Raw genomic sequence first — 26875 nt, 5'->3', positions numbered from 1 at the left:
GCTGATACCCCGTCAGAACGCCTGCGCCCCGCGGAGGTTCCTCTCCGCGGGGCGCAGGCGGCGTTCGGCGACTCGGGCCGCGACGGCCTCAGGCGAGTTCCACGAGCAGATCGCCGCCCTCGACCTGCTGGATGGGGTTGATGGCCAGGCGGGCCACCGTGCCGGACTTCGCGGCGGTGATGGACGCCTCCATCTTCATCGCCTCGATGGTGGCCACCGTGTCCCCGGCCGACACCTCGTCCCCCTCGGCGACCGTGAGGGTCACCACGCCGGCGAACGGCGCCGCGACATGGCCGGGGTTCGCCCGGTCGGCCTTCTCGGTGACCGGGACGTCCGAGGCGGCAGCCCGGTCGCGGACCTGGATCGGCCGCAACTGGCCGTTCAGGGACGACATCACGGTCCGCATGCCGCGCTCGTCCGCGTCGCCGACGGCCTGCAACTCGATCAGCAGCCGCACGCCGCGTTCCAGGTCGACGCCGTACTCCTTGCCGGGGCGCAGCCCGTAGAAGAAGTCCTTGCTGTCCAGCACGCTGGTGTCGCCGTAGGTGTCGCGGTGCGTCTCGAACTCCCGCGTCGGGCCCGGGAACAGCAGCCGGTTGAGCGTCGCCCGCCGGTCCTTGGCCAGGCCCTCGCGGTCGTCGCCGTTCAGTTCCTGCACCGGCTTGGCCTCGGCCCGGCCCCGCAGCGCCTTGCTCCGCAACGGCTCGGGCCAGCCGCCGGGCGGGGTGCCCAGCTCGCCGCGCAGGAAGCCGATGACGGAGTCGGGAATGTCGAAGCGGTCCGGCTCCGCCTCGAAGTCGGCCGGGGAGACGCCGGCACCCACCAGGTGCAGGGCCAGGTCGCCGACCACCTTCGAGGAGGGGGTGACCTTCACCAGGCGGCCCAGCATCCGGTCGGCGGCGGCGTACATCGCCTCGATCTCCTCGAAGCGGTCGCCCAGGCCCAGCGCGACCGCCTGGGTGCGCAGGTTGGACAGCTGCCCGCCGGGGATCTCGTGGTGGTAGACGCGGCCGGTCGGCGAGGCGAGGCCCGCCTCGAAGGGGGCGTAGACCTTGCGGACGCTCTCCCAGTACGGCTCCAGGTCGCCGACGGCCTGGAGGTCGAGGCCGGTGGGCCGTTCGGAGTGGTCGGTCGCGGCGACGATCGCCGACAGCGACGGCTGCGAGGTCGTGCCGGCCATGGAGGCCACCGCCCCGTCCACCGCGTCCGCGCCGGCCTGGATCGCGGCGAGGTAGGTGGCGAGCTGACCGCCCGCGGTGTCGTGGGTGTGGATGTGCACCGGCAGGTCGAACTCCCGGCGCAGCGCCGACACCAGCTTCGCGGCGGCCGGCGCCCGCAGCAGGCCGGCCATGTCCTTGACGGCCAGGACGTGGGCACCGGCGTTGACGATCCGCTCGGCCAGGCGCAGGTAGTAGTCGAGGGTGTAGAGCTTCTCGGACGGGTCGGACAGGTCGGAGGTGTAGCACAGGGCCACCTCGGCGACGGCCGTCCCGGTCTCCCGTACCGCCTCGATGGCGGGCCGCATCTGGTCGACGTCGTTGAGGGCGTCGAAGATGCGGAAGATGTCGATGCCGGTGGCCGCAGCCTCCTGCACGAACGCGTCGGTCACCTCGGTGGGGTACGGCGTGTAGCCCACGGTGTTGCGGCCGCGCAGCAGCATCTGCAGGCAGATGTTCGGCGCGGCCTCCCGCAGCGCCGCCAGACGCTCCCACGGGTCCTCGGCGAGGAAGCGCAGCGCGACGTCGTAGGTCGCGCCGCCCCAGCACTCCAGGGACAGCAGCTGGGGCAGGGTGCGGGCCACCACCGGGGCGACGGCCAGCATGTCCTTGGTGCGCACCCGGGTGGCGAGCAGCGACTGGTGGGCGTCGCGGAAGGTGGTGTCGGTGACGCCGATGGTCGGCGAGGCACGCAGCCAGCTGGCGAAGCCTTCCGGGCCGAGTTCGGTGAGCCGCTGCCGGGAACCGGGGGGCGGATCGCCTGCCGGGAGCGCGGGCAGCTTGGTCAGCGGGTCGATCAGGTCGGGCCGTTCGCCGTGCGGCTTGTTCACGGTGACGTCGGCCAGGTAGGTGAGCAGCTTCGTGCCGCGGTCGGCGGAGTGGCGGGCGGTGAGCAGGTGCGGGCGCTGCTCGATGAACGACGTGGTGACCCGGCCGGCCTGGAAGTCCGGGTCGTCCAGCACGGCCTGCAGGAAGGGGATGTTGGTGGCCACGCCGCGGATGCGGAACTCGGCCACGGCACGCCGGGCGCGGCCCACTGCGGTGTCGAAGTTCCGGCCCCGGCAGGTGAGCTTCACCAGCATCGAGTCGAAGTGCGCGCTGATCTCCGTACCGGCGTGGGTGGTACCGCCGTCGAGGCGGATGCCCGAGCCGCCCGGTGAGCGGTAGGCGCTGATCCGGCCGGTGTCCGGGCGGAATCCGTTGGCGGGGTCCTCGGTGGTGATACGGCACTGGAGGGCGGCGCCGCGCAGGGTGACCGTCTCCTGGGCGAGGCCGAGGTCGGCGAGGGTCTCGCCGGCGGCGATGCGCAGCTGCGACTGCACCAGGTCGACGTCGGTGACCTCCTCGGTCACGGTGTGCTCGACCTGGATGCGCGGGTTCATCTCGATGAAGACGTGGTTGCCGTCGCGATCGAGCAGGAACTCCACGGTGCCGGCGTTGCGGTAGCCGATCTGCCGGGCGAAGCGCACGGCGTCGGCGCAGATGCGGTCGCGCAGGGCGGGGTCGAGGTTGGGCGCGGGGGCGAGTTCGATGACCTTCTGGTGGCGCCGCTGCACCGAGCAGTCCCGCTCGAAGAGGTGGATGACGTCGCCCTCGCCGTCGGCGAGGATCTGCACCTCGATGTGGCGGGGCTCGACGACGGCCTTCTCCAGGAAGACGGTGGGGTCACCGAAGGCGGAGGCCGCCTCGCGGGACGCCGCCTCGATGGCCTCGCGCAGCTGGGCGGGCTCCTCGACCCGCCGCATGCCGCGCCCGCCACCGCCCGCCACCGCCTTGACGAAGACGGGGAACCCGATGCCGTCCGCGGCGCGGACCAGCTCGTCCACGTCCCTGGACGGTTGCGAGGAACCCAGGACGGGTACGCCGGCCTCCCGTGCGGCGGCCACCGCGCGCGCCTTGTTCCCGGTCAGCTCCAGGATGTCCGCGCTCGGACCGACGAAGGTGATGCCGGCCTCCTCGCACGCGCGGGCCAGGTCGGGGTTCTCGGACAGGAAGCCGTAGCCCGGGTAGACGGCGTCCGCTCCCGCACGGCGGGCCGCGCGGACTATCTCCTCCACGGACAGATAGGCGCGCACCGGATGCCCCGGCTGGCCGATCTCGTAGGCCTCGTCCGCCTTCAGCCGGTGCAGGGAGTTGCGGTCCTCGTACGGGAAGACGGCGACGGTGCGTGCGCCCAGCTCGTAGCCCGCGCGGAACGCACGAATGGCGATCTCGCCGCGGTTGGCTACCAGCACCTTGCGGAACATCTTGATCCCTTCAGCCTGCCGGTGACGGAGCACCCATGGTGTCGGTGGGACTGCGTTCACGCCATGTGAGCCGGGCCACTTCCGGCCCAGGTCGTGTCCGCGAAGTCCCGTCGTCCGCCCGGAGGGCGGGCCCTGCGGCGCCCGGTGCAGCGAGAGTGCGTGCCGGGCGTCGCGGGGCAGGCGGGACTTCGCGGACACGACCTAGGCTGTCCTTGAGCCCCATGTGGTCAAGGGTGGTGTGAGCGAGGTGCCCTCATGACCGGCGCGAGTCACCGCGGTGCACGTGCCCCCGATGCGATCGGCGAAACGCCGGACCGCCGCACGTTCGCGATGGGTCACGCCGGGGTCTTCCAGGACCTGCTTCCGCTCGCCCTGTGGGTGGTCGACGCCGACGGGCTCCTGGTGCAGTGGTCGCTGGCCGCGCAGGACCTGCTGGGTCACACCCCGGAGCAGATGCTGGGGCAGGACGCCAGGCGCGTACTGGTGCCCGAGGAGAACCGGGAGCTGGCCGACCGGCTGACCGCAGCGGTGTCCACCGGCGCGGCGGTGGTCGCCCGGCTGCCGGTCCGGCATCGCGACGGGACCCTCGTCGCCATGGAGATGTGGCACTGCCCGATAGCGGACGGGCGCGGCGGTACCGGCGTGCTGGCCATCGCGGCGGAGACGTCCGCGGTGGAGCGGATGCGGGACGCACTGGCCGCCCTGGAGGGGCTGTTCACCCAGTCCCCGATCGGGCTGGCCATGCTCGGCCCCGACCTGCGTTTCCTCCGGGTCAACGAGGCGCTGGCCCGGATGGACGGCGTCCCGGTGGCGGCACACGTCGGCAGGCGTGTCACCGACGTCGCCCCCGGCGCCGGCGCGCTGGAGTCGGTGATGCGGCGGGCCCTCGACCGAGGTGAGGCGGTGGTGGACTTCCGCCACACCTCCGGCGCGGGTGACCCGGAGCGGCAGCGGACGTGGTCGTGCTCGTACGCCCCCTTGCTCGGCGGGGCCGGCCAACGCATCGGGGTGATCGCCTCGCTGATCGACGTCACGGAGGGACAGCGGGCCCACCTGGAGGCCGAGCGGGCCCGGCGGCGGCTCGCCCTGCTGGCGGAGGCCGGTACGCAGATGGGCTCCACGCTGGATCTGGCGCAGACGGCGCGGGAGGTGGTCCGTGTCCTGGTGCCGCGGCTGGCCGACTCCGCCGACGTCCAGCTGCTGGAGGAGGCGGTGGCCCCGGATGAGACCGCCGCGTCGGCACACGGCGTGGTGCGGCGCATCGCGGCGGTCTTCACCGACCCGGACGCGCCGGCCGACGACCTCGCGGTGGGCATGACCTTCCAGGTTCCGCGCGGCTCGGTGTACGAGCAGGTGATGAGTGCGGGGCGGCCCATCAACCTGTATCTGGCCGACATCGGACCGCTGATCCACACGCCCGGCGCCGACCGGCTGCGCGGGTATCTGCGGGCCCGTGTGGGCGCGGCGCGCCTGATCCCGCTGGTGGCCCGGGGCACGGTGCTGGGAGCGGTGGTGGTCACCCGCACCCGCGACCGGGAACCGTTCGACGACCAGGACGTCCTGCTGATCGATGAGCTGGTCGCCCGGGCCGCGCTGAACATCGACAACGCCCGCATGTACAGCCGCGAACGTGACGCGGCCCTGACGCTCCAGCGCAGCCTGATGAACACCTCCCTGCCCACGGTCGGCGGGCTGGAGCTCACCGGGCGCTATCTGCCGGCCGGTGACCACGAGGTCGGCGGGGACTGGTTCGACGCCGTGGCCCTGCCGGACGGCCGGACCGCCCTGGTGATCGGGGACGTGATGGGGCACGGCATCCACGCCGCGGCGGTCATGGGCCAGCTGCGCACGGCGGTGCGGACCCTGGCCCGCCGGGACACCGCGCCCGACCAGGTGCTGCGCTCCCTGGACGCCGCCGTGGCCGACCTGGGCGAGAACGAGATGGCCACCTGCCTGTACGCCGTCCACGATCCGATCGCCGGCCACTGCCTGATCACCAGGGCCGGCCACCCGCCTCCCGTGGTCGTCGACGAGCGGGGGACGGTCGCCTTCCTGGACGGACCGGCGGGACCGCCGCTCGGCGTGGGCAGGCAGGACTGGGACGTGGAACGGCTGGTCCTCGCGTCGCACAGCCTCCTGGTGACCTACACCGACGGTCTGATCGAGACCCGGGGCACGGATCTCGACCAGGGCATGCGCCGATTGGCCCACGCGGTGCGGCGGCCCGGCCGTCCTCTGGAACAGGTCTGCGACGACCTCCTGGCCCATGTCATGCCCGAGGTCGCGGACGACGACGTGGCGGTGCTTCTCGCCCGGGTACTGCCCCGGTGACCGGGACCCGGACCGGCAGCGGCATCACCCGGGGACCGCTCCGGCCGCGCCGACGAGGCGCCCACAGCCGATACTGGAATGAGCCACTGCAAAGGCAGCATGCGGAACGGCAGGAGCGCCCGGGGCGTGTACCACGGCCCCGTGAACTGCGCGAGATGGGTGGGCGATGCACAACACACCCCCGACGTCGCTCAGCGAGAGCCCGGAGGATCCGTTCTCGATCCACCGATCTGCGTCGGCCGTGCTGGACGGCCGCGGGCGGATCGTCGCCTGGAGCGAGCAGGCCACCGCGCTCCTGGGGTACCGGGCCGACGAGGTGCTGGGCCGCCCGGTGCGCGACGTCCTGGTCGACAGCCACGACGAGCATCTGGTCGACGAGGCGACCGACGCGTGTCTGGAGGAAGGCGGCTGGTACGGGCTGCTGCCGGTCCGCGACCGCGCGGGACGCCGCGTGTACGTGGGGTTCAGGGCACGGAGGGTGCAACGGCTGGACTCCACCGTCGAGTGGCTCCTCGTCGGCTCCCTCGCCGAGGACATCGTCCAGTGGCACATCGACCGGGCCGTGCTGGACGGGTTCTTCATCCGCTCGCCGGTGGGTGTCGCGGTGCTCGGCCCGGACCTGCGCGTCCTGCGGGTGAACCGGGCGATCGCACGGTTCGGCGGGCTGCCGACGGAGGCGTACCACGGGCATCGCACCTCCGAGTTCCTGCTCGGCCCGGACTCGGAGCTGATCGAGGAGAGGCTCCGGCGGGTGCTGGAGACCGGTGAGCCCCTGATCTTCGCCGAGCAGACCTGCCGGTTGCTGCGGGACCCCGGTAAGGAACTGATCGTCTCCGTGTCGGCGTTCCGCATGCAGGACCCCTCCGGCAGGGTGCTGGGGGTCACCGAGATCGTCGAGGACGTCACCGACCGCCATCGGGCCCGCCGCCGGCTCGCGCTGCTCAACGAGGCCGGCGCGAGCATCGGCAGCACCCTGGACGTGGCGAGGACGGCGCGCGAGCTGGCCGAGGCGGCGGTCCCCACCCTGGCCGACGCCCTCTCGGTGGATCTGCTGGAACCCGTGACCCGCGGGGAGGAGCCCGCGCCGGACGCCATGGGCCCCTTGCGCAGGGCGGCGGTACGCAGCGTCCGGCCCGAGGCGGAGCAGCTGATGTATCCCGTCGGCCATCTCTTCACCTTCCCCGAGGACACCGCGCCGACCCGCTGCCTGGCCGAACGGCGTCCGGTCCTGGAGCCCCTCCTGGAGGCCAACCGCGGGTGGTTCAAGGCTGACGCGGCGCGCGCCGAGCGGGCCCTGGCGCTGGGCGTCCACTCACTGATGGTCGTACCGCTGGCCGCCCGCGGAGTCGTCCTCGGGCTGGTCTGCCTGTGGCGCTCGCAGCAGGCCGAGCCGTTCGAGCAGGACGACCTCACCCTGGCGGAGGAGTTCGCGGCACGAGCCGCGGTCTGCATTGACAACGCCCGCCGCTACACCCAGCAGCACAACGCCGCCGAGGCGCTCCAGCGCAGCCTGCTGCCGAGCGAGGTGCCCGATCACCCGGCGGTCGCGACGGCCCACCGCTACCTGCCCGCGCAGGCCTCCACCGGGGTCGGCGGTGACTGGTTCGACGTCATCCCGCTGTCGGGGCTGCGTGTCGCACTGGTCGTCGGGGACGTCGTCGGGCACGGCATGCACGCCTCGGCGACCATGGGCCGACTGCGCGCCGCCGTGCAGACGCTGGCCCACCTCGACCTGGCCCCCGAGGAGGTCCTCGCCCGGCTGGACGACCTGGTGGACCAACTGGCCCTCGAACAGCAGGCGGCCGACGGAGGTACTCCCCGGATCGTCGGCGCGACGTGTCTGTACGCGATCTACGACCCGGTCTCCCGGCACTGCGCCGTGGCTCGCGCCGGGCACCCGCCGCCGACCGTGCTGGGCCCGGACAACCGGGTGCGCGCGATCGACATCCCGGCGGGGCCGCCGCTCGGCGTGGGCGGGCTGCCGTTCGAGACGGTCGAACTCGAACTGGACGAGGGCAGTCTGATCGCCCTGTACAGCGACGGCCTCCTCAGGGCCGAGACCCGCGACATGGATCGGGGCCTGGCGGTGCTGCGTGCCACGCTGGCCGGTCCAGCCACTTCCCTGGAGCACATCTGCAAAGCGGTCGAGGACGCCATGCTGCCCGACCGCCCCGCCGACGACGTCACGCTGCTGCTGGCCCGGACCCGGGTGCTGCCGGCGGAGAACGTGTCCACCTGGCAGCTCTCCGCCGAGCCCACCGCCGCCGGCCGGGCCCGGGCGCTGGTGCGGGACCAGCTGGCCCAGTGGGACCTGGAGGACCATGCCTTCACCACCGAGCTGATCGTGAGCGAACTGGTCACGAACGCCTACCGGTACGCGGGGGGACCGGTCCTGCTGCGCCTGATCCGGGACGGGCACCTCATCTGTGAGGTCTCCGACACCAGCAGCACCTCGCCGCATCTTCGCCAGGCCCGTGGCACGGACGAGGGCGGCCGGGGCCTGTTCCTGGTGGCCCAGTTGTCCGAACGGTGGGGAACCCGTTACGGCCGCGAGCGAAAGACCATCTGGGCCGAACAGCCGCTGGCGGCACGTCAGGAGGACCTGGGCGTCCGGCGTTTCACGACCGACGAACCGGGCTGACGGCGCCGCAGCGCAAGGCCGCCCTCGCCGCACGAACGGCACGAACGGCTCTCTTGTCGTCCTTCACTCGGATGGCTGGCGCTCATGAGAGCCGGGGGGATTCCGGATTGCCGCATATGACGGAGGCCGGAGTGCGCGGTCTGCGAACGCGGCGGATGCTGGTGCTCCGCGGGACCTCGGGACAAGGAGAAATCCATGCAGAGCGTGCGGTTCGATTCTTCCGGTCGACAAGAGGTGGCGAAGGTTTCCTACACGGCTCGCCGCCTTGTCGAACTGGGTTACGGAAGCACGAGAACACTGGGGCTGAGCACGGGAAATGAGCCTCCCCGGATGGGTGACCTGGTGCTGTGCCGGGTGGCCGAGATCGGTCAGCACCGGTTCCTCGGGCAGGTGCACGGAAAGCGGAACCGGCTGTTCGTCGGCGACCGGATCGTCGTCTCCTACGGCGCGCGCTACGCCCCCGACCAGTTCGAGGCGGAGGTGCCCGCCGACCTCGGACCCTGCGACCTGGTCGCGGGTGGCGGCATAGCGGGACGGGTCGTGTCGTCCCACTCCCGGATGAAGTCCCCCACCCGGGTGGAGCCCCTGGGCCTGGTCTGCGACGAGGACGGCGAAGTCATCAACCTCGCCCGCCTGGCCCGGCCCGTGGTGCCGGCCCTCGCTCCGCGCCCGCGCACCATCGCCGTGCTGGGCACCTCGATGAACGCCGGCAAGACGACCGTGGCGGCCGCCCTCATCCGCGGATTGAGCCTGGCGGGCCACCGGGTCGGCGCGGCGAAGGTGACCGGTACGGGTGCGCCGGGGGATCCGACGCTGATGGCGGACGCGGGCGCGGCGCGGGTCATCGACTTCACCGACATGGGCTTCCCCACCACGTACCAACTGCCGATGCCGCAGGTGATCCGCATTCTGCGCAGCGCCATCACGGATCTGACGAGTCACCAGGCGGACGCGATCGTGCTGGAGGTCGCGGACGGGATCCTGCAACGGGAGACGGCGGCGCTGATGCGGACGCCGGAGTTCCGAGCCGGCGTGGACGCCATCGTGTTCGCGGCCGGTGATTCGGTGAGCGCGGTGGCGGGGGTACGGCTGCTGCGTGAGGAGGGTCTTCCCGTCGCCGCCCTGAGCGGGGTGCTGACGGCCTCTCCGCTCGCCACGGCCGAGGCGCTGACCAGCGTGGACATCCCCGTGCACGCGGCGGCAGCCCTCTCCGACCCTGCCGTCGCCACTCATGTGCTCGCGGGCGGGGTCACAGGCGGGAGCGTCGTGGCGGGCGGCGGGCTGTGCGCGGACGCCGGCCGGCTGACGGACCTCGGCGGACTGCCGCAGGAGCACGGGCGGCTGACGGACCACGACGGCCCTCTGACGGCCGAAACCGTGGCGTGACGGCGGCGGGACGGCAGCGCGTCCGGATGCCGCACACGCTCGGCGGTGTGCGGCGCCGTCTGATGCTGCTGCTGGTGCTCGCGGGTTTCGGCCAGGCGGTGTGCGTGGTCGGTTTCGCTCTCCTGGTGCACGGTGCGGCCTACCGCATCACGCACGGTGGGGAGGCGGGCTCCGGCCACGACCGCAGCACCTTGTACATGCACGTCGCCGGTTACCCGCCCACCGCGCTGGCCGTCGGGCTAGTCATCTCGGCCTGCGCGACCGTGCTGCTCAAGGCGGCCGGTGAACCGCTCGCCGAGCGACTGGCCCAGAGTTACGTGCACAGCATCAGGATGCGGTTGTTCGACCACGTCGCCGGCAGCGAGGCGGGGGGACCGTACCGGCGCACGGTCGGTGTGACCGTGCTGCGCTTCACCGGGGACGCCTCCGCGCTGCGGTTGTGGATCAGCAAGGGTGTGGCGCCGATTCTGGTGGACGGGGTGTTCGTGGCGTGCGCACTCGGCGTGCTGGCCGTCGTGGCTCCGGTGGTCGGCGCGCTGTCGGCGGCGCTGGTCCTGCTCGCCGCGGCCACCGTCGCGGTGTTGGGGCGGCGGCTGCGCCGACGGGTACGCGAGACCAGGCGGTACAACGGCCGACTGGCCGCTTTCGTCAACGAACGGGTCACCCACACCGCCGTCATGCAGTCCCTCGGCCGGGTCGAGCAGGAGCGCCGGGTCATGCGCCGGCGCAGCCGTGAGTACGGTCGGGCGATGGTGTGCCAGGCCCGTCTCACCGGAGCGATGTCGGCGACGGCCGAGGCGTGCGGCATCGGGATCCTGCTGATCGTGGTCACGGTGGGCCTGCTGGCGGGCACCGGGTGGGAAGCCCTCGCCTCGCTGCTGACGGTGGCGAACTTCCTCGGCGCACCCCTGTCGTCGCTGGTCCGGGTGCAGGAGCACTGGCAGCTGTCGCGCGTCGCGCGGCGGCGTATCGCCGAGGTCCTCGCGGCACCGGCGCCGCTGGGCAGACTGCGCGGAGCCGAGCCGCTCGCGGACGGGCCCGGGCAACTGGAACTCGCGGACGTACGCGTGGACGGTGTCCTGGAGGCGTCGGCCGTCGCACGCCCAGGGCAGCGGATCGTGCTGCAGGGCCCTCCGGGCTCGGGAAAGTCACTGCTGCTGCGTCTCATCGCGCGGCTGCAGGATCCGCACGCGGGGGCGGTGCTGCTCGACGGCCAGGACCTCGCCCGGCACGACCCGGAGTCGGTACGCCGGGCGATCAGGCTGGCCAGCCCCGAACTGCCCCTGCTGCGCGGCAGCGTGGGTACGAACCTGCGGCTCGGTGACCCCCGGGACGAGGGCGGGGACGCGGGCCGGGGGCATGCGGACGACGAGTTCGTCGAGGCCCTGGAGGAAGCCCTGCCCGAGGGCCTGGGCACCCGCGTGGGCGAGGGCGGGCACGGCCTTTCCATGGCCGCTCGCTACCAGGTGGCGATGGTTCGGGCGCTGCGCGGCGGGCCGCGGGTCCTGCTGCTGGACGAGGCCCGGTCCGAGGAGGCGCTCGGTTCCGATCTGGCGGAACGCCTGTTCCGGCGGTATCCGGGGACGGTCATCTACGTCACCGACGAGCCGGCGCTCGCCGCACGCGCGGACGTGGTCTGGCGCATGGACGACGGCAGGCTGACCGTGCACGAGCCGGTGGGGCGGATCGACGACACGGTGGGGCATCCGAGGGAGCCGGCCGCATGTCCCCGCGTCACGCGCGGTGACACGCCTGTGGATCACATTCGGCACACCGCTCGCCCGCCCGGCTGACACCGCGGGACACGGGGGTTCCCGACGGCCGGAACGCACAGGACGACGTGCGCACCAACGGGCGGCCAGCCGCCGGCTGACCGCCCGCCCCCTCCGTCACCGACGGAGGGCTCGCTTGAACTGCAGGCTCAGAAGGCGCTGTTGTTGCAGCCCATCGTCGAGCCGAGGTGGGTGCCCTGGCTGCCCGCGTCGCCTTCGCCGTTGAGCGCGTTGCCCAGCGCACCGTTGAGCAGGCCGACCACACCGAGGATGCTGATGTTCAGGTCGTGCGACTTGCACTGGGTGCTCTGCTGGACGTGGTAGCTGTTGCCCGGACGACCGTCGCCCCGGCCCCAGCCGTCGGCGTGGGCGGTCCCGGCCGTCAGGAGCCCGACGCTGCCGAGGGCGGCGGCGAGGACGGCGACCTTGCGAAGCTTGTGCATGCCATCTCCGAGGAAGTGAGGTGAATACTGCCCGTAAAGGAGCAAATTCTTACGACTCAGGAAGATTAAGTAAGAATTGCCCAAATCTCCCTTTGGCGCGCCGGGTTCGGTGATCATGCATCCGGTCAGGAATCGAGAAGCGCGGTGTCACCGCCCTGACTAGCGTCTTCTTCATGACTTCCATCGAATTCGTCACCCTTGAGGTGACCGACGCCACCGCCGCCGCCCGGTTCTACGCCACCGCCTTCGGTCTGGCCGACGAGGTGCGGCTGCGGGCCTCGGACGCGCCGACGACCGGCTTCCGCGGGTTCACCCTGTCACTGGTGGTCTCCCAGCCGGCGGACGTCAACGCACTCGTCGACGCGGCCGTGGACGCCGGCGCCACCACGCTGAAGCCCCCTTCCAAGTCGCTGTGGGGCTACGGCGGCGTGGTGCAGGCCCCGGACGGGACGATCTGGCAGATCGCGTCGTCGTCGAAGAAGGACACCGGCCCCGCCACGGGGCGGATCGACGAGATCGTGCTGCTGCTCGGCGTGGCGGACGTGAGGGCCGCCAAGCAGTTCTACGTCGAGCACGGCCTCACCGTGGCCAAGAGCTTCGGCGGCAAGTACGTCGAGTTCGCCACCGAGTCGGGATCCGTCAAGCTGGCGCTGTACAAGCGCCGGGGCCTGGCCAAGGTCGCCGGCGTCGCTCCCGAGGGCAGCGGCTCGCACCGGCTCTCGATCGGCAGTGAAGCCGGGCCGTTCACCGACCCCGACGGTTTCGCGTGGACCGCGTCGCGGACCGCCTCGCTGTGAACCGCCTTTGCACCGGAACGGGACTAGAACAGGGCGTTCACGCTCTCCTGGATGGTCGTCACGTCCGACGCGAGCGAGGCGGTGGCCTGGACGCCGGGGGCGATGAAGCCGAGCCAGCGCAGCAGGATGTTGCGGCGCGGCTCGTCGCGGGTGAGCTCCGTCTGCACCTGTTCGGCGGCCTCGACCAACTCCGCCCCGTCCTCGTAGTGCTCCTCGTTGCGGCGGAGTTCGTCCAGCAGCAGCCCGACCGCGGTACGCAGTTCCGCGACCGCCTCGGCATGCTCGGCCGGTGTCTGGGTCCCGGTCAGCGTGGCGTGCCCGAGGGCGACCATGCTCTGCTCGATCCGCACGTCGCGGCCGGCCTGGATGCCGGTGTTCCCCTCCGGCCTGTGTGTCCCGTGATCCGACATGACGTCACCTCTGTTTCACCGGCTGTGGCGTGTTCTTCGGGCCGCCGCCTCCTCCGGCGCGCACGCTGGACCCCTTGATGGAGATGTCGCGTCCCGCCATCAGACCGGAGTTGTAGATGGTGGTCTGCCGTTGGATGAGGTCGCTGGAGTCGATGTCGTGGTCCTCCAGGAACTGCACGAGGGCGTCCAGAACCCGGTGTTCGATCGTCTTGAAGTACAGCTCCTTGTCCAGTTGCTGGAAGTACCGGTAGAAGAGCCAGTCGCTGGCCTCCTCCCGGAGGCTGAACCGGGCGCCGTAGTCGAAGGTCCGCAGCCGGATCTCGCGCTCCTGCCTGCGTTGGGCACGGTGTCCGGCGAGCGGCTCGAAGAGGTCTTTGACGATCACGAAGGGCGCGCGGACCAGAAGGAAGGGGGTGCGCACGCCGGCATCGACGGCCAGCCGGCACCACTGCCGGAAGGTGGGGGCGTCGAGGAGCCGGTCCACCGCGCGGTACTTCTCCCGGACAGGCGCGAGCAGACAGCTGGTGCCCTCGATGAACGCGGTGTCACCGCCGGACAGCAGCGCGCATCGCAGGAACAGGGTGCTGACCACTTCGCCGCTCCAGCCGGTGACCCGTATCGCCAGATAGGGCCGGGCCCTTCCCTTGGCGTCCTCGCGCAGCTCGCGCAGCAGGGCGCCCGAGACCTGTGCCCCGGGTGGGCCGGCCGGGTTGCGCAGAACCTCGGCGCGGGTGCGGTCGTCGATTCCGATCAGCAGGTCGGCCCCGTTGACGAGGAGCACGTCGGCGATGTCCATGCCGGGCAGTTCGAGGGCCCGGACCCTGGTGGAGACATGGGCGTTGAGCTCGTGGACGGTGAACGGGATGACCTGCTTGCCCGCCTCGGGACGCCCGGTGTTCAAGGCGAACGACCATGTTCTGTAGGTCCCGCCGTGCCCCACGAAGGGCTCGTAGACCGAGGAGACCATGACGTTGCCGCGGTCACGGAGTTCGATGGCCTCAAGACGCGCGGCGTCCTTGCGCCTTGGCTGCCGGGGGACGTACCTCGGGTCGAAGTTCTCCCGCTTCAAGTTGCGGGAGACGACGCCGTAGTGCACCGAGACCATCTCGGTGAGCACGACCACCCAGGCCACGAAGAGAGCCGGGAGGAGCAACGCCCCGTAGGTGAGCGGCGCAGTGATCAGGACGGCGAGCAGCAGGAGGAGGAGAACGACGTCCCTCACCCGCTGGCGGGCGCAGGCCGCGAGGGCGTGTCGCAGCACGCAACCGAGGTCCACCCCGGGTGACGAGGCGGCGGCACGCCGCGGTTCGTGGACGATCCGGGCGACCGCCTTGCGAGCGAGCCCGAGGTCGGTGTGCATCGCGGCGCACAGGTACCGGGTGACGTCGTAGGAGAAGTGAGCGGGCGCCAGCCCCGCGGACGGCGACTGCGGCATGGGCGGCGGAGGCGGGGGTGGAGGTGGCGGAGGCGGGGGAGGAACCGGCGCACGCGCCCTGTCGGGCACGGACCAGTCGGGCCGCGGGGGCGGTGGAGGCACGGGAGGGCGGCCGCGAGGTGCGCCGCCCTGAGGGTCGAGGGACGGGTTCATCGCTTCTGCCTTGGGATGCGTTCGATTGCGGCACGGGTGCGTCGACGCACCGTGCGTGATCGGCAGATCACCCGAGCAGTGTCTATTTTACTCCGATTTGCTCCATTCACCTCCGTCGGTTCGCGCGAGACGAGGGCGCCGCGGGATCCGGTCTCCGGTGCACTTCGGACTGCGTGGTGGAGCGTCAACCCGCCCACCTCCACGGCCGCCCGGCCCGCGGCGGACGGCCCTCGCCCATGGTTGGCGGCGTCAGGACGGGGTGGCGGTGGCCAGTACGCGGTTGAGCGCGCTGTCGGGGCGGGCGGTGAGTTCCTCCCAGGTGCCCTCCTCCGCGATACGGCCGGCGTCGAGGACGGCGATGCGGTCGGCGCGGCGCATGGTGGCGGGACGGTGGGCGATCACGATCGTGGTGCGGTGTCCCTTGCCGAGGGCGGTGGCCAGTTCGGCGTCTCCCGCGTTGTCCAGGTGAGCGGTGGTCTCGTCCAGGACGAGGACCTCGGGATCCGCCAACAGGGCGCGGGCCAGAGCGATACGGGCCCGCTGACCGCCGGACAGGGTGGCGCCGCGTTCCCCGACGCGGGTGTCCATGGGGGCGATCCGGTCGACGCCGCACAGCCGGGCCGCCTCGGCCAGGAGGCGTTCGTCCGCGTCCGGTGCGCCGAGGCGCAGGTTCTCCGCGAGGGTGCCGTGGAAGAGAGGGGTGTCCTGCCCCACCACGGCGACGGCGGCGCGGAGTCGGGCGTCGGCCAGGTCGCGCAGATCGACCGGGTCGCCGCCCTCGGGCAACAGCTGGATCGCTCCCGTGGACGGGTCCCAGAAGCGGGCCAGGAGGTGGGCGCAGGTCGACTTGCCGGCCCCCGAGGCGCCGGTCAGGGCCAGGGTCTGCCCCGCCGGAACCGTCAGGTCGACTCCGTCCAGCACGGGCGGGCCTCCGTAGTCGAAGCTCACCCCCTGCAGCCGCACCCCCAGCGGGCCCGGCGGGAGCCGGCGGGCAGAGGCGGGCGGCGGGGCGAGTACGGGCGCGTTCAGGGCGGCGTCCACGCGGGTGGCGGCGGCACGCAGCCCCACGGCCTGGCTCAGTGCCCGAGCCGACTCGGCGACCGGGCCCAGGACCGACAGGGCCAGCGCCATCGCCGCCGGAGCCCAAGGGCCGTGCAGCCGCCCGGAGGTCACGGACTGCGCCGCCGCGGCCACCACCCCGAGGAGCGCGAGCACGATGAGCGCGTCACGGACGGCGGCGGCCATGGCCTCCCACACGGCCTCGGCGCGCTGAGCCTCGCCGACCTTGCGGCCCTGTGTGGCGAGTTGACGGCGCCGCTCGGTGAGCCCGCCGAAGGAGAGCAGCTCGCGCAGCCCGTCGACGGTTTCCACGGTGTCGGCCGACAGCTTCGCGGTGGCCGTCCGGGTGCGGGCTCCCCGCACCGAGCGGCCGCGCGCGTCGGCGAAGGGCGCCACGGCGAGCAGCGCGGCGACCGGCAGCACCGCCGACAACAGCCACGGCTCCACCATGGCCAGCGCCGTGGCGCCCCCGGTGAACACCACGCCGGAGGCGAGGAGTTGGGCGGTGGTGTGGGCGTAGAAGAACTCCAGTGCCTCCACGTCGGCCATCGCCGTGGCTGCCAGGTCTCCGCTGCGCCGGCCGGCCACGCGCGCGGGTGCGCTGCGGGCGAGCCCGTCGAACATCCGCACGCGCAGTTCGGCCAGCACCCGGTAGGCCAGGTCGTGCGAGAGGTCCATCTCACGCCAGGTCGTCAGGGCCCGTACGACGACGAGGAGAACGAGGGCGGTGACCGTGCCGGCCGAGGGGGCACGGTCCTCGATGACGGCCGTGCCGACGGTGTGCGCGGCCAGCGTCAGCAGCGCGACGAGGGAGCCCTGTTCGAGCAGGGCGGCGGCACAGGTGCGGGCCATCATGCCCCGGTGCCCGGCGAGGGCGGGCAGCAGGGCGCGCAGTGCGCCGCGCCCGGGCACGACGGCCACGGCGGTGCCGTCCTGGGTGGTGCTGCTCATGCGGCGAGCCCTTCCTCGTGAGTGCGGCCGGCCGCGACGAGTTCGGCGTAGAGGCCGCCCGCTGCGACGAGGGCGGCGTGCGAGCCGATGGCGTCCACGCGTCCGTCGTCGAGCACCACGATCCGGTCGGCGTGCCGTACGGCGGCCAGCCGGTGGGCGACCACCACGACGGTCCGGCCGCCCGCGGCGTCGAGCAGCTCGCGCACGATGTCCGCCTCGCGTCGTTCGTCGACCGCGCTGGTGGCCTCGTCGAGGACGAGTACGGGCGCGTCCGCCAGCAGGGCGCGGGCCAGGGCCAGTCGCTGGCGCTGGCCGCCGGACAGGGTGGCGCCGCGTTCACCGAGGACGGTGTCGTAGCCGTCCGGGAGGGCGGCGATCTCGTCGTGGACACCGGCCGTGCGCGCAGCCCGCACGAGCTCGCCGTCCGTGGCGGTCGGCCGTGCGAGGCGCAGGTTGTCGGCGATGGTGGCGTGGAAGAGGTACGTCTCCTGGGAGACGACGGCGATGCCCTGCCGCAGTGAGTCGAGCGTGTACGCGGACACGTCGTGACCGCCGATGCCGATCCGGCCCCGCTGCGGGTCGCGGTGGCGCAGGAGCAGGGCGAGCAACGTGGACTTGCCCGCTCCCGACGGACCGACGATCGCCGTGGTGCGCCCCGCCTCGGCGGTGAAGGTGACGTTGCGCAGGGCGGGGGTGTCGGCCCCGTCGTAGCGGAACTCGACGTTTTCGAAGCGTAGTTGGGGCGGGGTCGGCCAGTGTGCCCGCAGCGTTCCGGTGTCCGGGACGGGGGGTTCGGTGGTGCGCAGTGCCGCGAGCCCGTCCGCGGCCGACACGCCGAGGTACCCGGCGTGCCATTCGCGTGACAGGTCGCGGACGGGTCGGAAGCACTCGGACGCGAGGAGCAGTACCAGGTAGGTGCCGGTCGCCGCGGTGGCTGCGGTGACGGCCGACCAGCAGGCGATCAGTGCCGCGGCGACGACGCCGCCCTGGATGGCCAGATCGGTCAGGCCGGTGTCGACCAGCGACGCGCGGAGCTTGGCGACGGTCGCCCGGTGCAGCGCCGCCGAGCGCTCCTGGAGCCGCTGCCGGGTGCGCCCGACGGCGCCCGCGGCCCGCAGCGCCGGCATGCCCTGCAGCGCCTCCAGATAGTCGGCACCCAGCCCTTCGTAGGTGTCCCAGTGTTCCTTGCCGCGCTTGGCGAGGGCCCGGTCCCAGGCGCGCGGACCGGCCAGGGCGAGCAGTAGTGCGGGGACGAGGCCCAGGAGCGCGCGCGGTTCGACGACGGTCATGACGGCGAGCAGCAGGGGCGGCACGGTGAGGGTGATCAGGAGCTGGGGCAGGTAGCGGGAGACGTAGGCGTCGACACCCTCCACTCCGTCGACGAGCGTGGTGCGCACTGCTCCGGCGCGGGCGGTGGTGAGATGCGCGGGCCCGAGCCGTCCGAGGTGGGTGAGGAGTTCGTCCCTCAGACGCACCCTCACCTCCGCTCCGGCTCGGGTGGCGGTACGCCGCTGCGCGCTGCCGAGAACGGCCCGGGCGGCGACGACGCCGAGCACGGCGCCGAGGAGCAGGGGGAGCCGGGCCGTGGCGCCCCGGGCCAGGTCGGCGAGGGCGAGGGCGAGCAGCACTGCCTGGGCGAGATGCGTGAGGGTGACGGTCCCCTGCAGGAGGGTGGCCGCGAGCAGAGGGCGCCGGGCGTGCCGCGTGGCGCGGCGGAGCTCGGGGTGGACGATCACGAGGTCTTCTCCTCGGGGTGGGTGGTGCCGAGGGCCAGGCCGTGGACGATCCAGGCCTCGCCCGGTGCGGCACCGAGCGCGGCGCCGAGGTCGGCCTGTTGCCAGGAGCCGACGGGGCGGGCTGTCAGGCCGTGCCGTACGGCGGCCAGATGGGCGAGATGGACGGCGAACCCGGCGCGCAGGTGTGTCCGCCGGATCCGGGGGGCGTCGGCGTCCGTCGGGCAGCCGTAGCCGAGCAGGACGGCACCGGTCTCGGCGATCCACGCCTGTCCCGCCGCCCAGGCGGCGAGCGTCGGCCGCGCCTCCCCTGCGGCGAGGCGCCGCAGGCCGCCGTCCGGGGTCGGCGCGACGAGCTGTGGCCGCGGTCCGCCGACGGCCGCGCACCAGGAGAGTTCACCGGCGCCCGCCTCCACGGCGGTGGCGAGCACCGTCGTGAGAGCGTCCGTGGGAGGCAGGCCCCGCAGCGGAGGCGGGGCACTGCGGCGGGCCAGCAGCTCGTGGGGCGCGGGACGGAACCCGGCCGGGGACGGGACGGGGTGAGACGCGACAGCCGGGGGCGGCGCGGACGGAGACGCGACAGCCGCGGACGATACGGACCGAGACGCGACAGCCGGGGACGGCGCGGACGGAGACACGACAGCCGCGGACGATACGGACCGAGACGCGACAGCCGCGGACGGCACAGACGGAGACGTGACAGCCGCGGACGATACGGACCGAGACGCGACAGCCGGGGACGGCACGGACCGAGACGAGACGGACGGAGACGCGACAGCCGAGTTCGATACGGCCGCGGACGCGCCCCGACTCGGTGGCCCGTCCGGGGCGGCGTGCTCCGGCAGGCCGAACCGCACCACGGCCAAGGGTTCTTCGGTGAGCCCGTCCAGGTGCGGGACGGCTTCCGCGACCCCGAGCGCGCGGCCGGCGAGCACCAGCGCCGCCGCCGCGTGCCCGGTGTCCAGCAGCGTCAGCGGCCAGGCGCGGTGGCCGTAGTGGGAGACCGTGCGGCGGGCGGTGACGGACAGTTCCACGCTCGCTCCGGGCGGCGTGTCGTCGGGTGCCGGCCCCAGCCGGTGTACGCGATGGGCCAGCGGGTCGTAGCCGTAACGCCCCGGCGGCACAGCGCAGTCGGCGCCCACGACGAGCTGGGCGTCCACCGGGTGCAGCGCGCCCGCCGAGGGCGCGGGCCGAAGCCGCCCGGCAGTGTCCGACGCCGCCAGCGACAGCCGGAGCAGCTCGCTCAGGTCCAGCTGCCCGGCACCCGCTCGCGGCAACGGGGCCGCCGGTCCCGGCCACGCGCGGACGGCGGGACCGGCGGGTGTGTCCGGGCCGGGCCGCTCCGGAGAACGGGCGCGCGCGAGAGCGCCGACGAGATCCACGGGCCGACCTCACATGTGGGGCGGAGGAGCGAGCGTGAAGTCCTCCGGCCCGGACGGCGCGGTCGTACGCCACCCCCGTTCGAGGGCCGCCTCGCCGAGACGCGGGCAGCCGAAGTACCCAAAGGCGGCAGGGGCGTTGGGCAGGAGGCCGGAGACGAGCACCCGCGCGACGCGCAGCGGGGTCTCGGCCACGTCCTCGGTGGTGACGTCGAAGGTCATGACGCGATGGCCGCCGTCCTGGAGCGCACGGCGGAGCCGGTCCGGGCTGCCGGGCTCCACCGCATCGATGGACACCACCCCGTGCGCGGGCTCGGTGAACCGCCGCGCCTGTGCCGCCATCCGCTCGTCCAGCCACACCTGCACGTGCGCGCCCAGGTCCCTGACGTGCGCGAAGTGTTCGCCGCAGGAGTCGAGGTAGCGGCCGTCCCCGCGGTGGTCCAGATAGAGGCCGCGGGCGAGGAGCCCGGCCTCGACAGCCTGGAAGACCCAGCCGTCGGGGTCGGTGAGGCCCTGGGTGAACACCCAGGTGTGCACGGCCTCCAGGACGGCCTTGCGGGCGGCCTCGGCCGGGTCGTACTTGCAGGCGAACCCGGCGGCGTGGATGCCGAGCCGGGGATCGTGGACGAGTGCGGCGATACACGGCGCGAACTCCGAGGGCATCGCGACGAGCCATACGTCGAGCCCGGATCCGGCGAGGTCGTCGGTGAGTCCGGGCACGCCGGCGGGGTCGATGCCGTGGGTCGGGCCGTCGAGGTGCCACCACAGCTCCAGCGCGTCCCGTTCGACGACCTCCAGCAGCCCGCGCTCGACGGCGTCGTCGAACCCCTGCCCGGTGGCGATGCCCGCGTAATTGAGGTGGTGGGTGCGGGGCAGTAAACGCAGCTCCCCCTGGCGCCAGTTGAGGTGGGTGAGGGCCACCGGTGCCCAGACCTCGGCGGTCTCCCCGCCGGGCAGGCGTTCCTGGCCGCGCGTCCACAGGGACGGGGTGTCGGGGGTGAGCGGGCGGTAGGGGAACTTCTCACGGCCGTACTGCCAGTCGGCGTAGGCGGGCAGTTCGTCAGGCCCGTACAGCCGCAGGCCCTTGTCGGCCAGCTCGGCGGCGGTGGCCCGCAGCGGTGCGTCGGGGTGACCGGGCGGCGGTACGCGGTTGCCGCAGTACCGTTCGACGCCCTCGGCTATGGCGGCGATCCGGGCGCCCTCGGGATCACCGAAGGTAGTGCCGAGCGAGACCCGGTCGGCGGGCCACAGCCCGAGCTTGCGCGCGTCGGCGATCTCGGCGGTGAGCGCGGTGTAGCGGGGCGGGGCCCCGACGGGGTGCTCGACGGGCTTGACCTTGCGGACGATGCCGCAGACGGGGTCGACGAGAGCTTCCCACGGCAGTGCCGTCATCGCAGTATCTCCTCTGCGGGGTCGATGGGGACGGGACGGGCACGGAGCACGGACAGCCGCAGCTCCACCCGTCCGGGGTCGACGGCCCGCCGGGAGGCGAGCAACCGGGTGGCGGTGACGGGGTCCTCGCCGGTGTGCGGATTGCGGGCGTGGGCCGGGAAGTGGTGCCCGGCGATCTCGACGCGGAGCCGCGTGCCCGCCGTCAGCCGCCGTGCGATCCCGCCGAGCGCCACGCCGAACTCCGCGGCACGGCCGGGAGGGTCGGCACGCCGTACGACGCCGACGGCCAGCCGCTCGGCCCCGCCTTGCGGGGTGAGCGCGGCGAGTCTGGCGAACCAGTCCGCGGCGGGTGTGTCGGCGGTGCCCCGCAGCCGTACCTCGGCGGGGCCGACGAGGTCCAGCGGACGCGGCAGCGGCGCGGAGACGAGCAGGCAGCGGTCGGGCGTGACGTCGGTGGGGACACGCAACCCGTCGGAGGCGAGGGGGCGTTCGGGGTCGGCGGTGAAGGAGGCACCGTGGACCGTGCGCAGGTGCGGACGGTACGGCGCGCCCTCGACGCCGGCGGGCATCCACACAGCGCTGCCGCCGAGCCCGACTGCACCGCGGCGCCCGTGCCCGAGTCCGCCGGCGAGGGCGAGGCGGGCCCAGCGGGCGTAGAGGTCGCCGAGGCTCACCCGGTGCGCCGGCGTGGCGTCGGGACCGGGCGCGGCGACGAGGCCGTGGCCCCAGGGACCGGTCAGCAGGCGCGCAGAGGGCCCGCCCCAGCGGTTCCACAGCGTGACGGTGTCCTCGGCGAAGTGGTCGTGGTGACCGCCCACCGCGAGCAGCGGCACGCGGGCGTCCGAGGCCAGGGAGGCGAACCGGTCCCGCTCGTGAGGGCGCCACAGGCCCGGCCAGGAAGCGAGGTCGCGGCCGAGGCGCGCGGGCAGGTCCGTCACCGGCAGGTGGGTGAGCAGTCCCGGGTCCGCGGCGAGGGCCTTCACCAGGGCTTCCTCGTCGGAGTCGCGTCGGTCGCCGTGGGCCGCCCACCACCCGGCACGGGCCGCCAGCCGCTCCACGCCCGAGGGTTCGCGTGCCGTCTCGGCGATGCCCAGGGCCGGTACGGCCGCGATGACGGCGTCGGGGCGGGCGTCCTCGGGGGTGTCGAGCGCCAGGGTGAGCGCGCAGTGCGCCGCGTAGGACGCGCCGGCCGCGACCAACCGCCCGTCGCTCCAGGGCTGTCGGCGGATCCAGCGGGCGGTCGCCGCTCCGTCGGGGGCCTCGTTCTCGTACGGGTGCCACTCCCCCGCCGAGGCGTGTCGGCCGCGCACGTCCTGGGCCAGCGCGGCGAATCCGCGCCGGGCCCAGCCGTGCAGTTCGGCGCGGTGGCGTCGCCGGTCGTAGGGCGTGCGGACGAGTACGGCCGGGAAGGGGCCGGCGCCGTCCGGGAGCTGGACGTCGGTGGCGAGGCCGTCCACGGCCGCGCCGAGCAGGCTCATCCGGCCTGCTCGGGGATGGCCGCGACGTCGGGGACGGGCAGGACGGGATGGTCGGTGACCGTGAGCGTGCGCAGGTCGATCCTGCGCAGTCGACGCCTGGCGGGCAGACCGCCGGGGCCGGGGGTGTCGGTGGCCCACCGGGTGAGGTCGTCGGCGAGCAGGGCGGCGAGCAGTCCCGCCGCGGCGGCCGTGAGACGCACGGTGCCGCCGGACGTACGAGGGCCGATCCAGTAGGCGTCCAGTTCGCGGTGGGCGGGCGTGGCGGCGCGTCTGCGCGCCCGTACGTGGGCCGAGGTGACGTCTCCGGCGGCGGCCGCGAGGGGTTCGACGTACGCCTGCCAGCCCTCGCGGTGACAGCGCAGCCAGGCGACACCGCGCTCGGGCAGCCGGTCGGCCGCGTCCCACAGCCCTTCGGGCACGGGCCCGTCGAGGCACCACACCACGGCGGCGGGCCGGCCCTCCGTCGCTTCCTCGGGTGCTGCCGGCCGGGGCTCGGCGCCCTCGGCCCGCAGGTACGCGGCCAAGGGCCCGGTGACCGCGGGGTCGCCGACGAGCCGGACGTCCCGGCGCTCGGCCGGCCAGGTCGTGGGCAGCACGCGGTCGATCAGGTATCCGGCGTCTTCGAAGGCACCGACGAGACGAGCGAGTTCGGCGTCACAGTCGTCGGTCGCCGCGCCGGCGAGCCGAGCGAGCAGCGCGTCCTGGTCCGTCTCACCGGTTCGCACGCTGAGGAACTCCCCGTCGGCCGTACGGACGGCGAGACCACGCCCGGGCACGGTGACGACCTCGACCCCAGGTGCGAGCTGGCTGCGGGACACGTCGATTCTCCTGTCAGGAAGGGCCGTGGGAGGTGGGAGTGGGCCCGCCCGGGCAGTGCGGGCGGGCCCACCGGTCAAGAGCACTCAGCCCTTGGTCACTCCTCGGTGTCGTCGAAGGGGTTCTCGACGAGCGCGTTGGAGTGGGAGGCCGAGTCGTGGGCCAGCTGACCCGGGTCGGCGATCGGCGCGAAGACCTGCTCGTTCTCCATGAACTCTCCTTGTTTCCAGGGGAGATGCGGCGTTCGGACGAGCGCCGCAGAAGAGAACCTAATGAATATGATTATCATTTACTAGTGGGGAGTGGGTGATCCGGGTAACACACCGGCCAGCCACCCTCCGGATCCTCACCGACCCGGCCCGCCACGTTGAGGACGTCCGCCAGCAACCCGGGGGTGACGACCTCCTTCGGCGCCCCGTCGGCCACCACACGGCCGTCCCGCAGCGCGACGATCCGCTCGGCGAACCGCGCGGCGTGCGCCAGGTCGTGCAGCACCATCACCACCGTGAGGCCCCGTTCCTCGCGCAGCCGCACCACCGTCCGCAGCACATCCAGCTGGTGATGCAGGTCGAGGTACGTGGTCGGCTCGTCGAGCAGCAGGATGCGGGTGTCCTGGGCGAGGGCCATGGCGAGCCGCACCCGCTGCCGCTCGCCTCCGGACAGCGCGTCGACGTCGCGCTCGGCCCACTCCTCCACCCCGACGTCGCGCAGGGCACGCCGCGTCACGGGGTCGTCCCCCTCACGCAGCATGCCGAGCGGACCACGGGCCGCGTAGCGCCCCTGCCGGACCAGCTGACGCACGGTCATACCCGGGACGGCCGGCGCCGACTGGTGCAACAACGCCACCCGCCGGGCGGTGGCACGCCTGGACAGCCGGGCGACATCGTCCCCGCCGAGCAGCACCCGCCCCTCGTCCGGTCGCAGCAGTCCTGCGGACAGCCGCAGCAAGGTCGACTTGCCACAGCCGTTGAGCCCTATGAGGGCGGTCAGTTCACCCGGTTCGACGCTCATGTCGACGCCGCGCAGCACGGGTCGGCCCGGATAGCCGAAGCGGACCCCCTCCACGCGGATCCCCACGGACTCGGTCATGCTTTCCTCCGTCGACTTCAGAACGTACGGTCCGGCGCGCGACGCACCACGACCAGCAGCAGGGCGGCCCCGAGGCAGGTGGTGAGCGCCCCGACCGGCAAGGTGAGCCGGCCGAAGTCCAACGCGACGGCAAGCAGCCTCGACAGCAGCTGCGCCGCCGCGTCCGCCCCGCACACCACGGCCGCGCCCACCAGAGCGGCACCGGGCAGCGAGACCCTCAGGTCCGCGCCGAACAGGGCCACGGCGACATGCGGAACGAGCAGTCCCACGAACCCCAGGGCACCGACGGCGGCCACCGCACCGGCTGTCAGGGCCACCGCGCACAGCAGGGCGAGGCTGCGGGCGCGTCGTGTCGACAGCCCCGCCGCGGTGGCGAGTTCGTCCCCGCAGCGCAACAGGGTCAGCGGCCCGGCGAGCAGCCACGCCACAGCACCCCAGGCCAGCGCCCACGGCCACAGCAGGTGCCAGTGCTGCCACACCCGGCCCTCCGTCGTGCCGACGAGCCACTGGACGACGCTGCCCAGCTCCCCCGGCGCGACCAGCAGGACCATGGCGGTCAGCCCGCCCAGCACCGCCGACACCAGGACCCCGTGCAGGGCGGTCTGCGCCGGGTCGCCACGGCCCCGCCCGGCGAGCAGCCACAACAGCGCGGCCCCCGTGCACCCGCCGGCACATGCGGCGACGACCACGGCGATGGGCGATTCCCACCCGGCGAGGCCGAGTCCGGTCGCGGTGACGGCCCCCAGCACCGCGCCCGGCGTCACACCGGTGACCTCCGGTCCGGCCAGGGGATTGCGCAGCGCGGACTGCAGCACCAGGCCCGCGACCCCGAGGCAGGCACCGGCGCCGAGGGCCACCAGCACTCTGGGCAGCCGGAGTTGGAACATGATGTGCTGTTGCGTCGCGTCGCCGCCTCCGCCGAGCACGTCCAGGACCGCGGCCGGGGACATGCCCCGCCCGGCGACCAACCCGGCACCTGCGCATACGACGACGAGGGCGACCAGTGCCCGGATGCGTCGGCTCATCGGGCTTCCCCCGCTCCGGGCACTCCGTCGAACGGGGCCCCCGGCTGTTGTTGTCCTCGGCCGTCCCCGCACATGTGCGGGAGAGGCCCGCTGCCGTGCGGCTCGGCGGTTGCCGAGGCGCATCGCGATACGCGTCGCCGGCCGGCCGGCCTCCGCCGGCCCGACCGAAGAAGGGCGACGCCGACCGGTACGCCGAGCAGAGCCGTCCAGGCGCCGACCGGTGTCTCGACGGGCGCCAGGGCCAGTCGCGCCGGGACGTCGGCGACGGCCACCACGACCGCCCCCCAGGCCGTCGACCAGGGCAGCCAACGCACCGCGTCCGCAGCCGGGTCGAACCGCCGCGCCAGGTGGGGGGCGAGGAACCCCACCCATGCCACCGGTCCGCACACCGCCGTCACGGGTGCGATCAGCACCACGGCGATGGCCAGCGCCGCCAGCCGGGCCCGCTGGGCGCGAACACCCAGCGCCTCGGCGTCCTCGTCCCCCAGCCGCAGCACCGAGAGCACCGGCGCGCACAGCACGAGAGCGGGGACCGCGACGAGCAGCCAGGGCCACAGTCCGGTGACGTCGTCCCAGGTACGGGCGGACAGCGAGCCGAGCAGGAACCGGTAGATCAGCTGGAGGTCGAGCTGGTCGGCCATCACCATGAGCACGAGCAGCGCGGCCTGCAACGCGGCGGCGACCGCCGCTCCGGTGAGCAGTACGGCCGACGGGCTGCGTCCCATACCGGCCGCGAGCAGCGTGAGTCCGCCGCCCACCACCGCCCCGCCGATCGCCAGCATCGGCTGGACCACGGCGGGGACGGACACCGCGAGCACCAACGGCGCGGCGACCCCGAACGCGGCTCCCGACGAGACCCCCAGCATCTCCGGGATGGCCAGGGGGTTGCGCAGCGCCTCCTGCAGCACCAGTCCCGCGGCGCCCAGGCAGGCACCGGCCACCAGGGCCAGCACCAGCCGGGGTACGCGGAGTTCGGTGACGACGATCCCGGCCAGGGTGGTGTCGGCGTCCCGGAAGGCACCGGGCAGCTGGTGCGGCGGCACGAGAGGCGTGCCCAGACTGAGCGCGCATCCGGAAGAGGCCGCCAACAGGACCAGCAGCACCACGAGTCGCCATGTCCGT

At 73.4% G+C, this 26875-nt stretch carries 18 protein-coding genes and 1 pseudogene; 5 read left to right on the top strand and 14 right to left on the bottom strand.

Annotated elements, in window-relative coordinates:
- Positions 1-88 precede the first annotated feature (88 nt).
- A complete protein-coding gene (locus ACFYNL_RS02650; protein ID WP_388795274.1) occupies positions 89-3463 on the bottom strand; it encodes a pyruvate carboxylase in 3375 nt (1124 codons plus the stop codon).
- A 255-nt stretch (positions 3464-3718) separates the two neighbouring features.
- Here ACFYNL_RS02650 and ACFYNL_RS02645 point away from each other — a divergent pair, with 255 nt between their 5' ends.
- The 4 genes from ACFYNL_RS02645 (at position 3719) to ACFYNL_RS02630 (ending at position 11614) form a co-directional block, all read left to right on the top strand.
- Entirely contained in the window at positions 3719-5794 is a 2076-nt protein-coding gene (locus ACFYNL_RS02645) for a SpoIIE family protein phosphatase (RefSeq protein ID WP_388795271.1), read from the top strand.
- A 166-nt stretch (positions 5795-5960) separates the two neighbouring features.
- Positions 5961-8435 (top strand): SpoIIE family protein phosphatase, encoded by a 2475-nt coding sequence (locus tag ACFYNL_RS02640; protein ID WP_388795268.1) that lies wholly within the window; start codon positions 5961-5963, stop codon positions 8433-8435.
- A gap of 330 nt (positions 8436-8765) precedes the next feature.
- Positions 8766-9821, top strand: a complete 1056-nt coding sequence (locus tag ACFYNL_RS02635; RefSeq protein WP_388795265.1) for a DUF1611 domain-containing protein — start codon at positions 8766-8768, stop codon at positions 9819-9821.
- Positions 9822-9847: 26 nt separating this feature from the next.
- A complete protein-coding gene (locus ACFYNL_RS02630) occupies positions 9848-11614 on the top strand; it encodes an ATP-binding cassette domain-containing protein (RefSeq protein ID WP_388795262.1) in 1767 nt (588 codons plus the stop codon).
- A gap of 128 nt (positions 11615-11742) precedes the next feature.
- Here the strand turns inward: ACFYNL_RS02630 and ACFYNL_RS02625 are convergent, their stop codons facing one another.
- Positions 11743-12036 carry a hypothetical protein gene (locus ACFYNL_RS02625; RefSeq protein WP_388795259.1) on the bottom strand — a complete coding sequence of 98 codons (294 nt, stop codon included), beginning with the start codon at positions 12034-12036 and terminating at the stop codon, positions 11743-11745.
- A gap of 173 nt (positions 12037-12209) precedes the next feature.
- On the opposite strand from ACFYNL_RS02625, the gene ACFYNL_RS02620 reads away from it, so the two are divergent.
- Positions 12210-12833: a glyoxalase gene (locus ACFYNL_RS02620; RefSeq protein ID WP_388795257.1), complete on the top strand. Its 624-nt coding sequence runs from the start codon at positions 12210-12212 to the stop codon at positions 12831-12833.
- A gap of 23 nt (positions 12834-12856) precedes the next feature.
- Here the strand turns inward: ACFYNL_RS02620 and ACFYNL_RS02615 are convergent, their stop codons facing one another.
- The 12 genes and pseudogenes from ACFYNL_RS02615 to ACFYNL_RS02560 all read right to left on the bottom strand — a co-directional run bounded on the left by ACFYNL_RS02615 (position 12857) and on the right by ACFYNL_RS02560 (position 26841).
- Positions 12857-13243 carry a hypothetical protein gene (locus tag ACFYNL_RS02615; RefSeq protein WP_388795254.1) on the bottom strand — a complete coding sequence of 129 codons (387 nt, stop codon included), beginning with the start codon at positions 13241-13243 and terminating at the stop codon, positions 12857-12859.
- Positions 13244-13247: 4 nt separating this feature from the next.
- A complete protein-coding gene (locus tag ACFYNL_RS02610; RefSeq protein WP_388795252.1) occupies positions 13248-14678 on the bottom strand; it encodes a hypothetical protein in 1431 nt (476 codons plus the stop codon).
- Positions 14679-15080: 402 nt separating this feature from the next.
- Positions 15081-16841: an ABC transporter ATP-binding protein gene (locus ACFYNL_RS02605; protein ID WP_388795249.1), complete on the bottom strand. Its 1761-nt coding sequence runs from the start codon at positions 16839-16841 to the stop codon at positions 15081-15083.
- Entirely contained in the window at positions 16838-18577 is a 1740-nt protein-coding gene (locus tag ACFYNL_RS02600) for an ABC transporter ATP-binding protein/permease (RefSeq protein ID WP_388795246.1), read from the bottom strand. Before ACFYNL_RS02600 ends, ACFYNL_RS02605 begins: the two co-directional genes overlap by 4 nt.
- Positions 18574-19005 (bottom strand): hypothetical protein, encoded by a 432-nt coding sequence (locus ACFYNL_RS02595; protein ID WP_388795244.1) that lies wholly within the window; start codon positions 19003-19005, stop codon positions 18574-18576. Before ACFYNL_RS02595 ends, ACFYNL_RS02600 begins: the two co-directional genes overlap by 4 nt.
- Positions 19006-19965: 960 nt before the next feature.
- Positions 19966-21345 carry a YcaO-like family protein gene (locus tag ACFYNL_RS02590; protein ID WP_388795241.1) on the bottom strand — a complete coding sequence of 460 codons (1380 nt, stop codon included), beginning with the start codon at positions 21343-21345 and terminating at the stop codon, positions 19966-19968.
- On the bottom strand, positions 21342-22823 hold the full coding sequence (locus ACFYNL_RS02585; RefSeq protein ID WP_388795238.1) for a CocE/NonD family hydrolase: 1482 nt from the start codon (positions 22821-22823) through the stop codon (positions 21342-21344). The genes ACFYNL_RS02590 and ACFYNL_RS02585 overlap by 4 nt, the downstream gene beginning before the upstream one ends.
- A complete protein-coding gene (locus ACFYNL_RS02580) occupies positions 22820-23641 on the bottom strand; it encodes a hypothetical protein (protein ID WP_388795235.1) in 822 nt (273 codons plus the stop codon). The genes ACFYNL_RS02585 and ACFYNL_RS02580 overlap by 4 nt, the downstream gene beginning before the upstream one ends.
- Before the next feature lie 95 nt (positions 23642-23736).
- The gene (amiA, locus tag ACFYNL_RS02575) at positions 23737-23850 is read right to left on the bottom strand and encodes a streptamidine family RiPP (RefSeq protein ID WP_004004115.1); all 114 of its coding nucleotides are present in this window, start codon (positions 23848-23850) and stop codon (positions 23737-23739) included.
- A gap of 58 nt (positions 23851-23908) precedes the next feature.
- Positions 23909-24728 (bottom strand): annotated as a pseudogene (locus ACFYNL_RS02570) (ABC transporter ATP-binding protein).
- Between the two features lie 17 nt (positions 24729-24745).
- Positions 24746-25753, bottom strand: a complete 1008-nt coding sequence (locus ACFYNL_RS02565; protein WP_388795231.1) for a FecCD family ABC transporter permease — start codon at positions 25751-25753, stop codon at positions 24746-24748.
- Complete coding sequence (locus ACFYNL_RS02560) at positions 25750-26841, bottom strand: FecCD family ABC transporter permease (protein ID WP_388797251.1); 1092 nt, start codon at positions 26839-26841, stop codon at positions 25750-25752. Before ACFYNL_RS02560 ends, ACFYNL_RS02565 begins: the two co-directional genes overlap by 4 nt.
- Positions 26842-26875 lie beyond the last annotated feature (34 nt).

Origin of the sequence: Streptomyces sp. NPDC007808, from assembly GCF_042868655.1 — a bacterium.
In the GTDB taxonomy this organism is placed as follows: domain Bacteria; phylum Actinomycetota; class Actinomycetes; order Streptomycetales; family Streptomycetaceae; genus Streptomyces.
Note: the sequence above shows the minus strand (reverse complement) of the source record. Positions and strands in the feature narration are given on the sequence as shown.

Coding starts and splice junctions, on each gene's coding strand:
- ACFYNL_RS02640 (WP_388795268.1), top strand. CDS start 5,961: ATGCACAACACACCCCCGACGTCGCTCAGCGAGAGCCCGGAGGATCCG.
- ACFYNL_RS02590 (WP_388795241.1), bottom strand. CDS start 21,345: ATGACGGCACTGCCGTGGGAAGCTCTCGTCGACCCCGTCTGCGGCATC.
- ACFYNL_RS02615 (WP_388795254.1), bottom strand. CDS start 13,243: ATGTCGGATCACGGGACACACAGGCCGGAGGGGAACACCGGCATCCAG.
- ACFYNL_RS02605 (WP_388795249.1), bottom strand. CDS start 16,841: ATGAGCAGCACCACCCAGGACGGCACCGCCGTGGCCGTCGTGCCCGGG.
- ACFYNL_RS02635 (WP_388795265.1), top strand. CDS start 8,766: ATGGGTGACCTGGTGCTGTGCCGGGTGGCCGAGATCGGTCAGCACCGG.
- amiA (WP_004004115.1), bottom strand. CDS start 23,850: ATGGAGAACGAGCAGGTCTTCGCGCCGATCGCCGACCCGGGTCAGCTG.
- ACFYNL_RS02645 (WP_388795271.1), top strand. CDS start 3,719: ATGACCGGCGCGAGTCACCGCGGTGCACGTGCCCCCGATGCGATCGGC.
- ACFYNL_RS02565 (WP_388795231.1), bottom strand. CDS start 25,753: ATGAGCCGACGCATCCGGGCACTGGTCGCCCTCGTCGTCGTATGCGCA.
- ACFYNL_RS02625 (WP_388795259.1), bottom strand. CDS start 12,036: ATGCACAAGCTTCGCAAGGTCGCCGTCCTCGCCGCCGCCCTCGGCAGC.
- ACFYNL_RS02585 (WP_388795238.1), bottom strand. CDS start 22,823: ATGAGCCTGCTCGGCGCGGCCGTGGACGGCCTCGCCACCGACGTCCAG.
- ACFYNL_RS02610 (WP_388795252.1), bottom strand. CDS start 14,678: ATGCCGCAGTCGCCGTCCGCGGGGCTGGCGCCCGCTCACTTCTCCTAC.
- ACFYNL_RS02650 (WP_388795274.1), bottom strand. CDS start 3,463: ATGTTCCGCAAGGTGCTGGTAGCCAACCGCGGCGAGATCGCCATTCGT.
- ACFYNL_RS02620 (WP_388795257.1), top strand. CDS start 12,210: ATGACTTCCATCGAATTCGTCACCCTTGAGGTGACCGACGCCACCGCC.
- ACFYNL_RS02630 (WP_388795262.1), top strand. CDS start 9,848: ATGCCGCACACGCTCGGCGGTGTGCGGCGCCGTCTGATGCTGCTGCTG.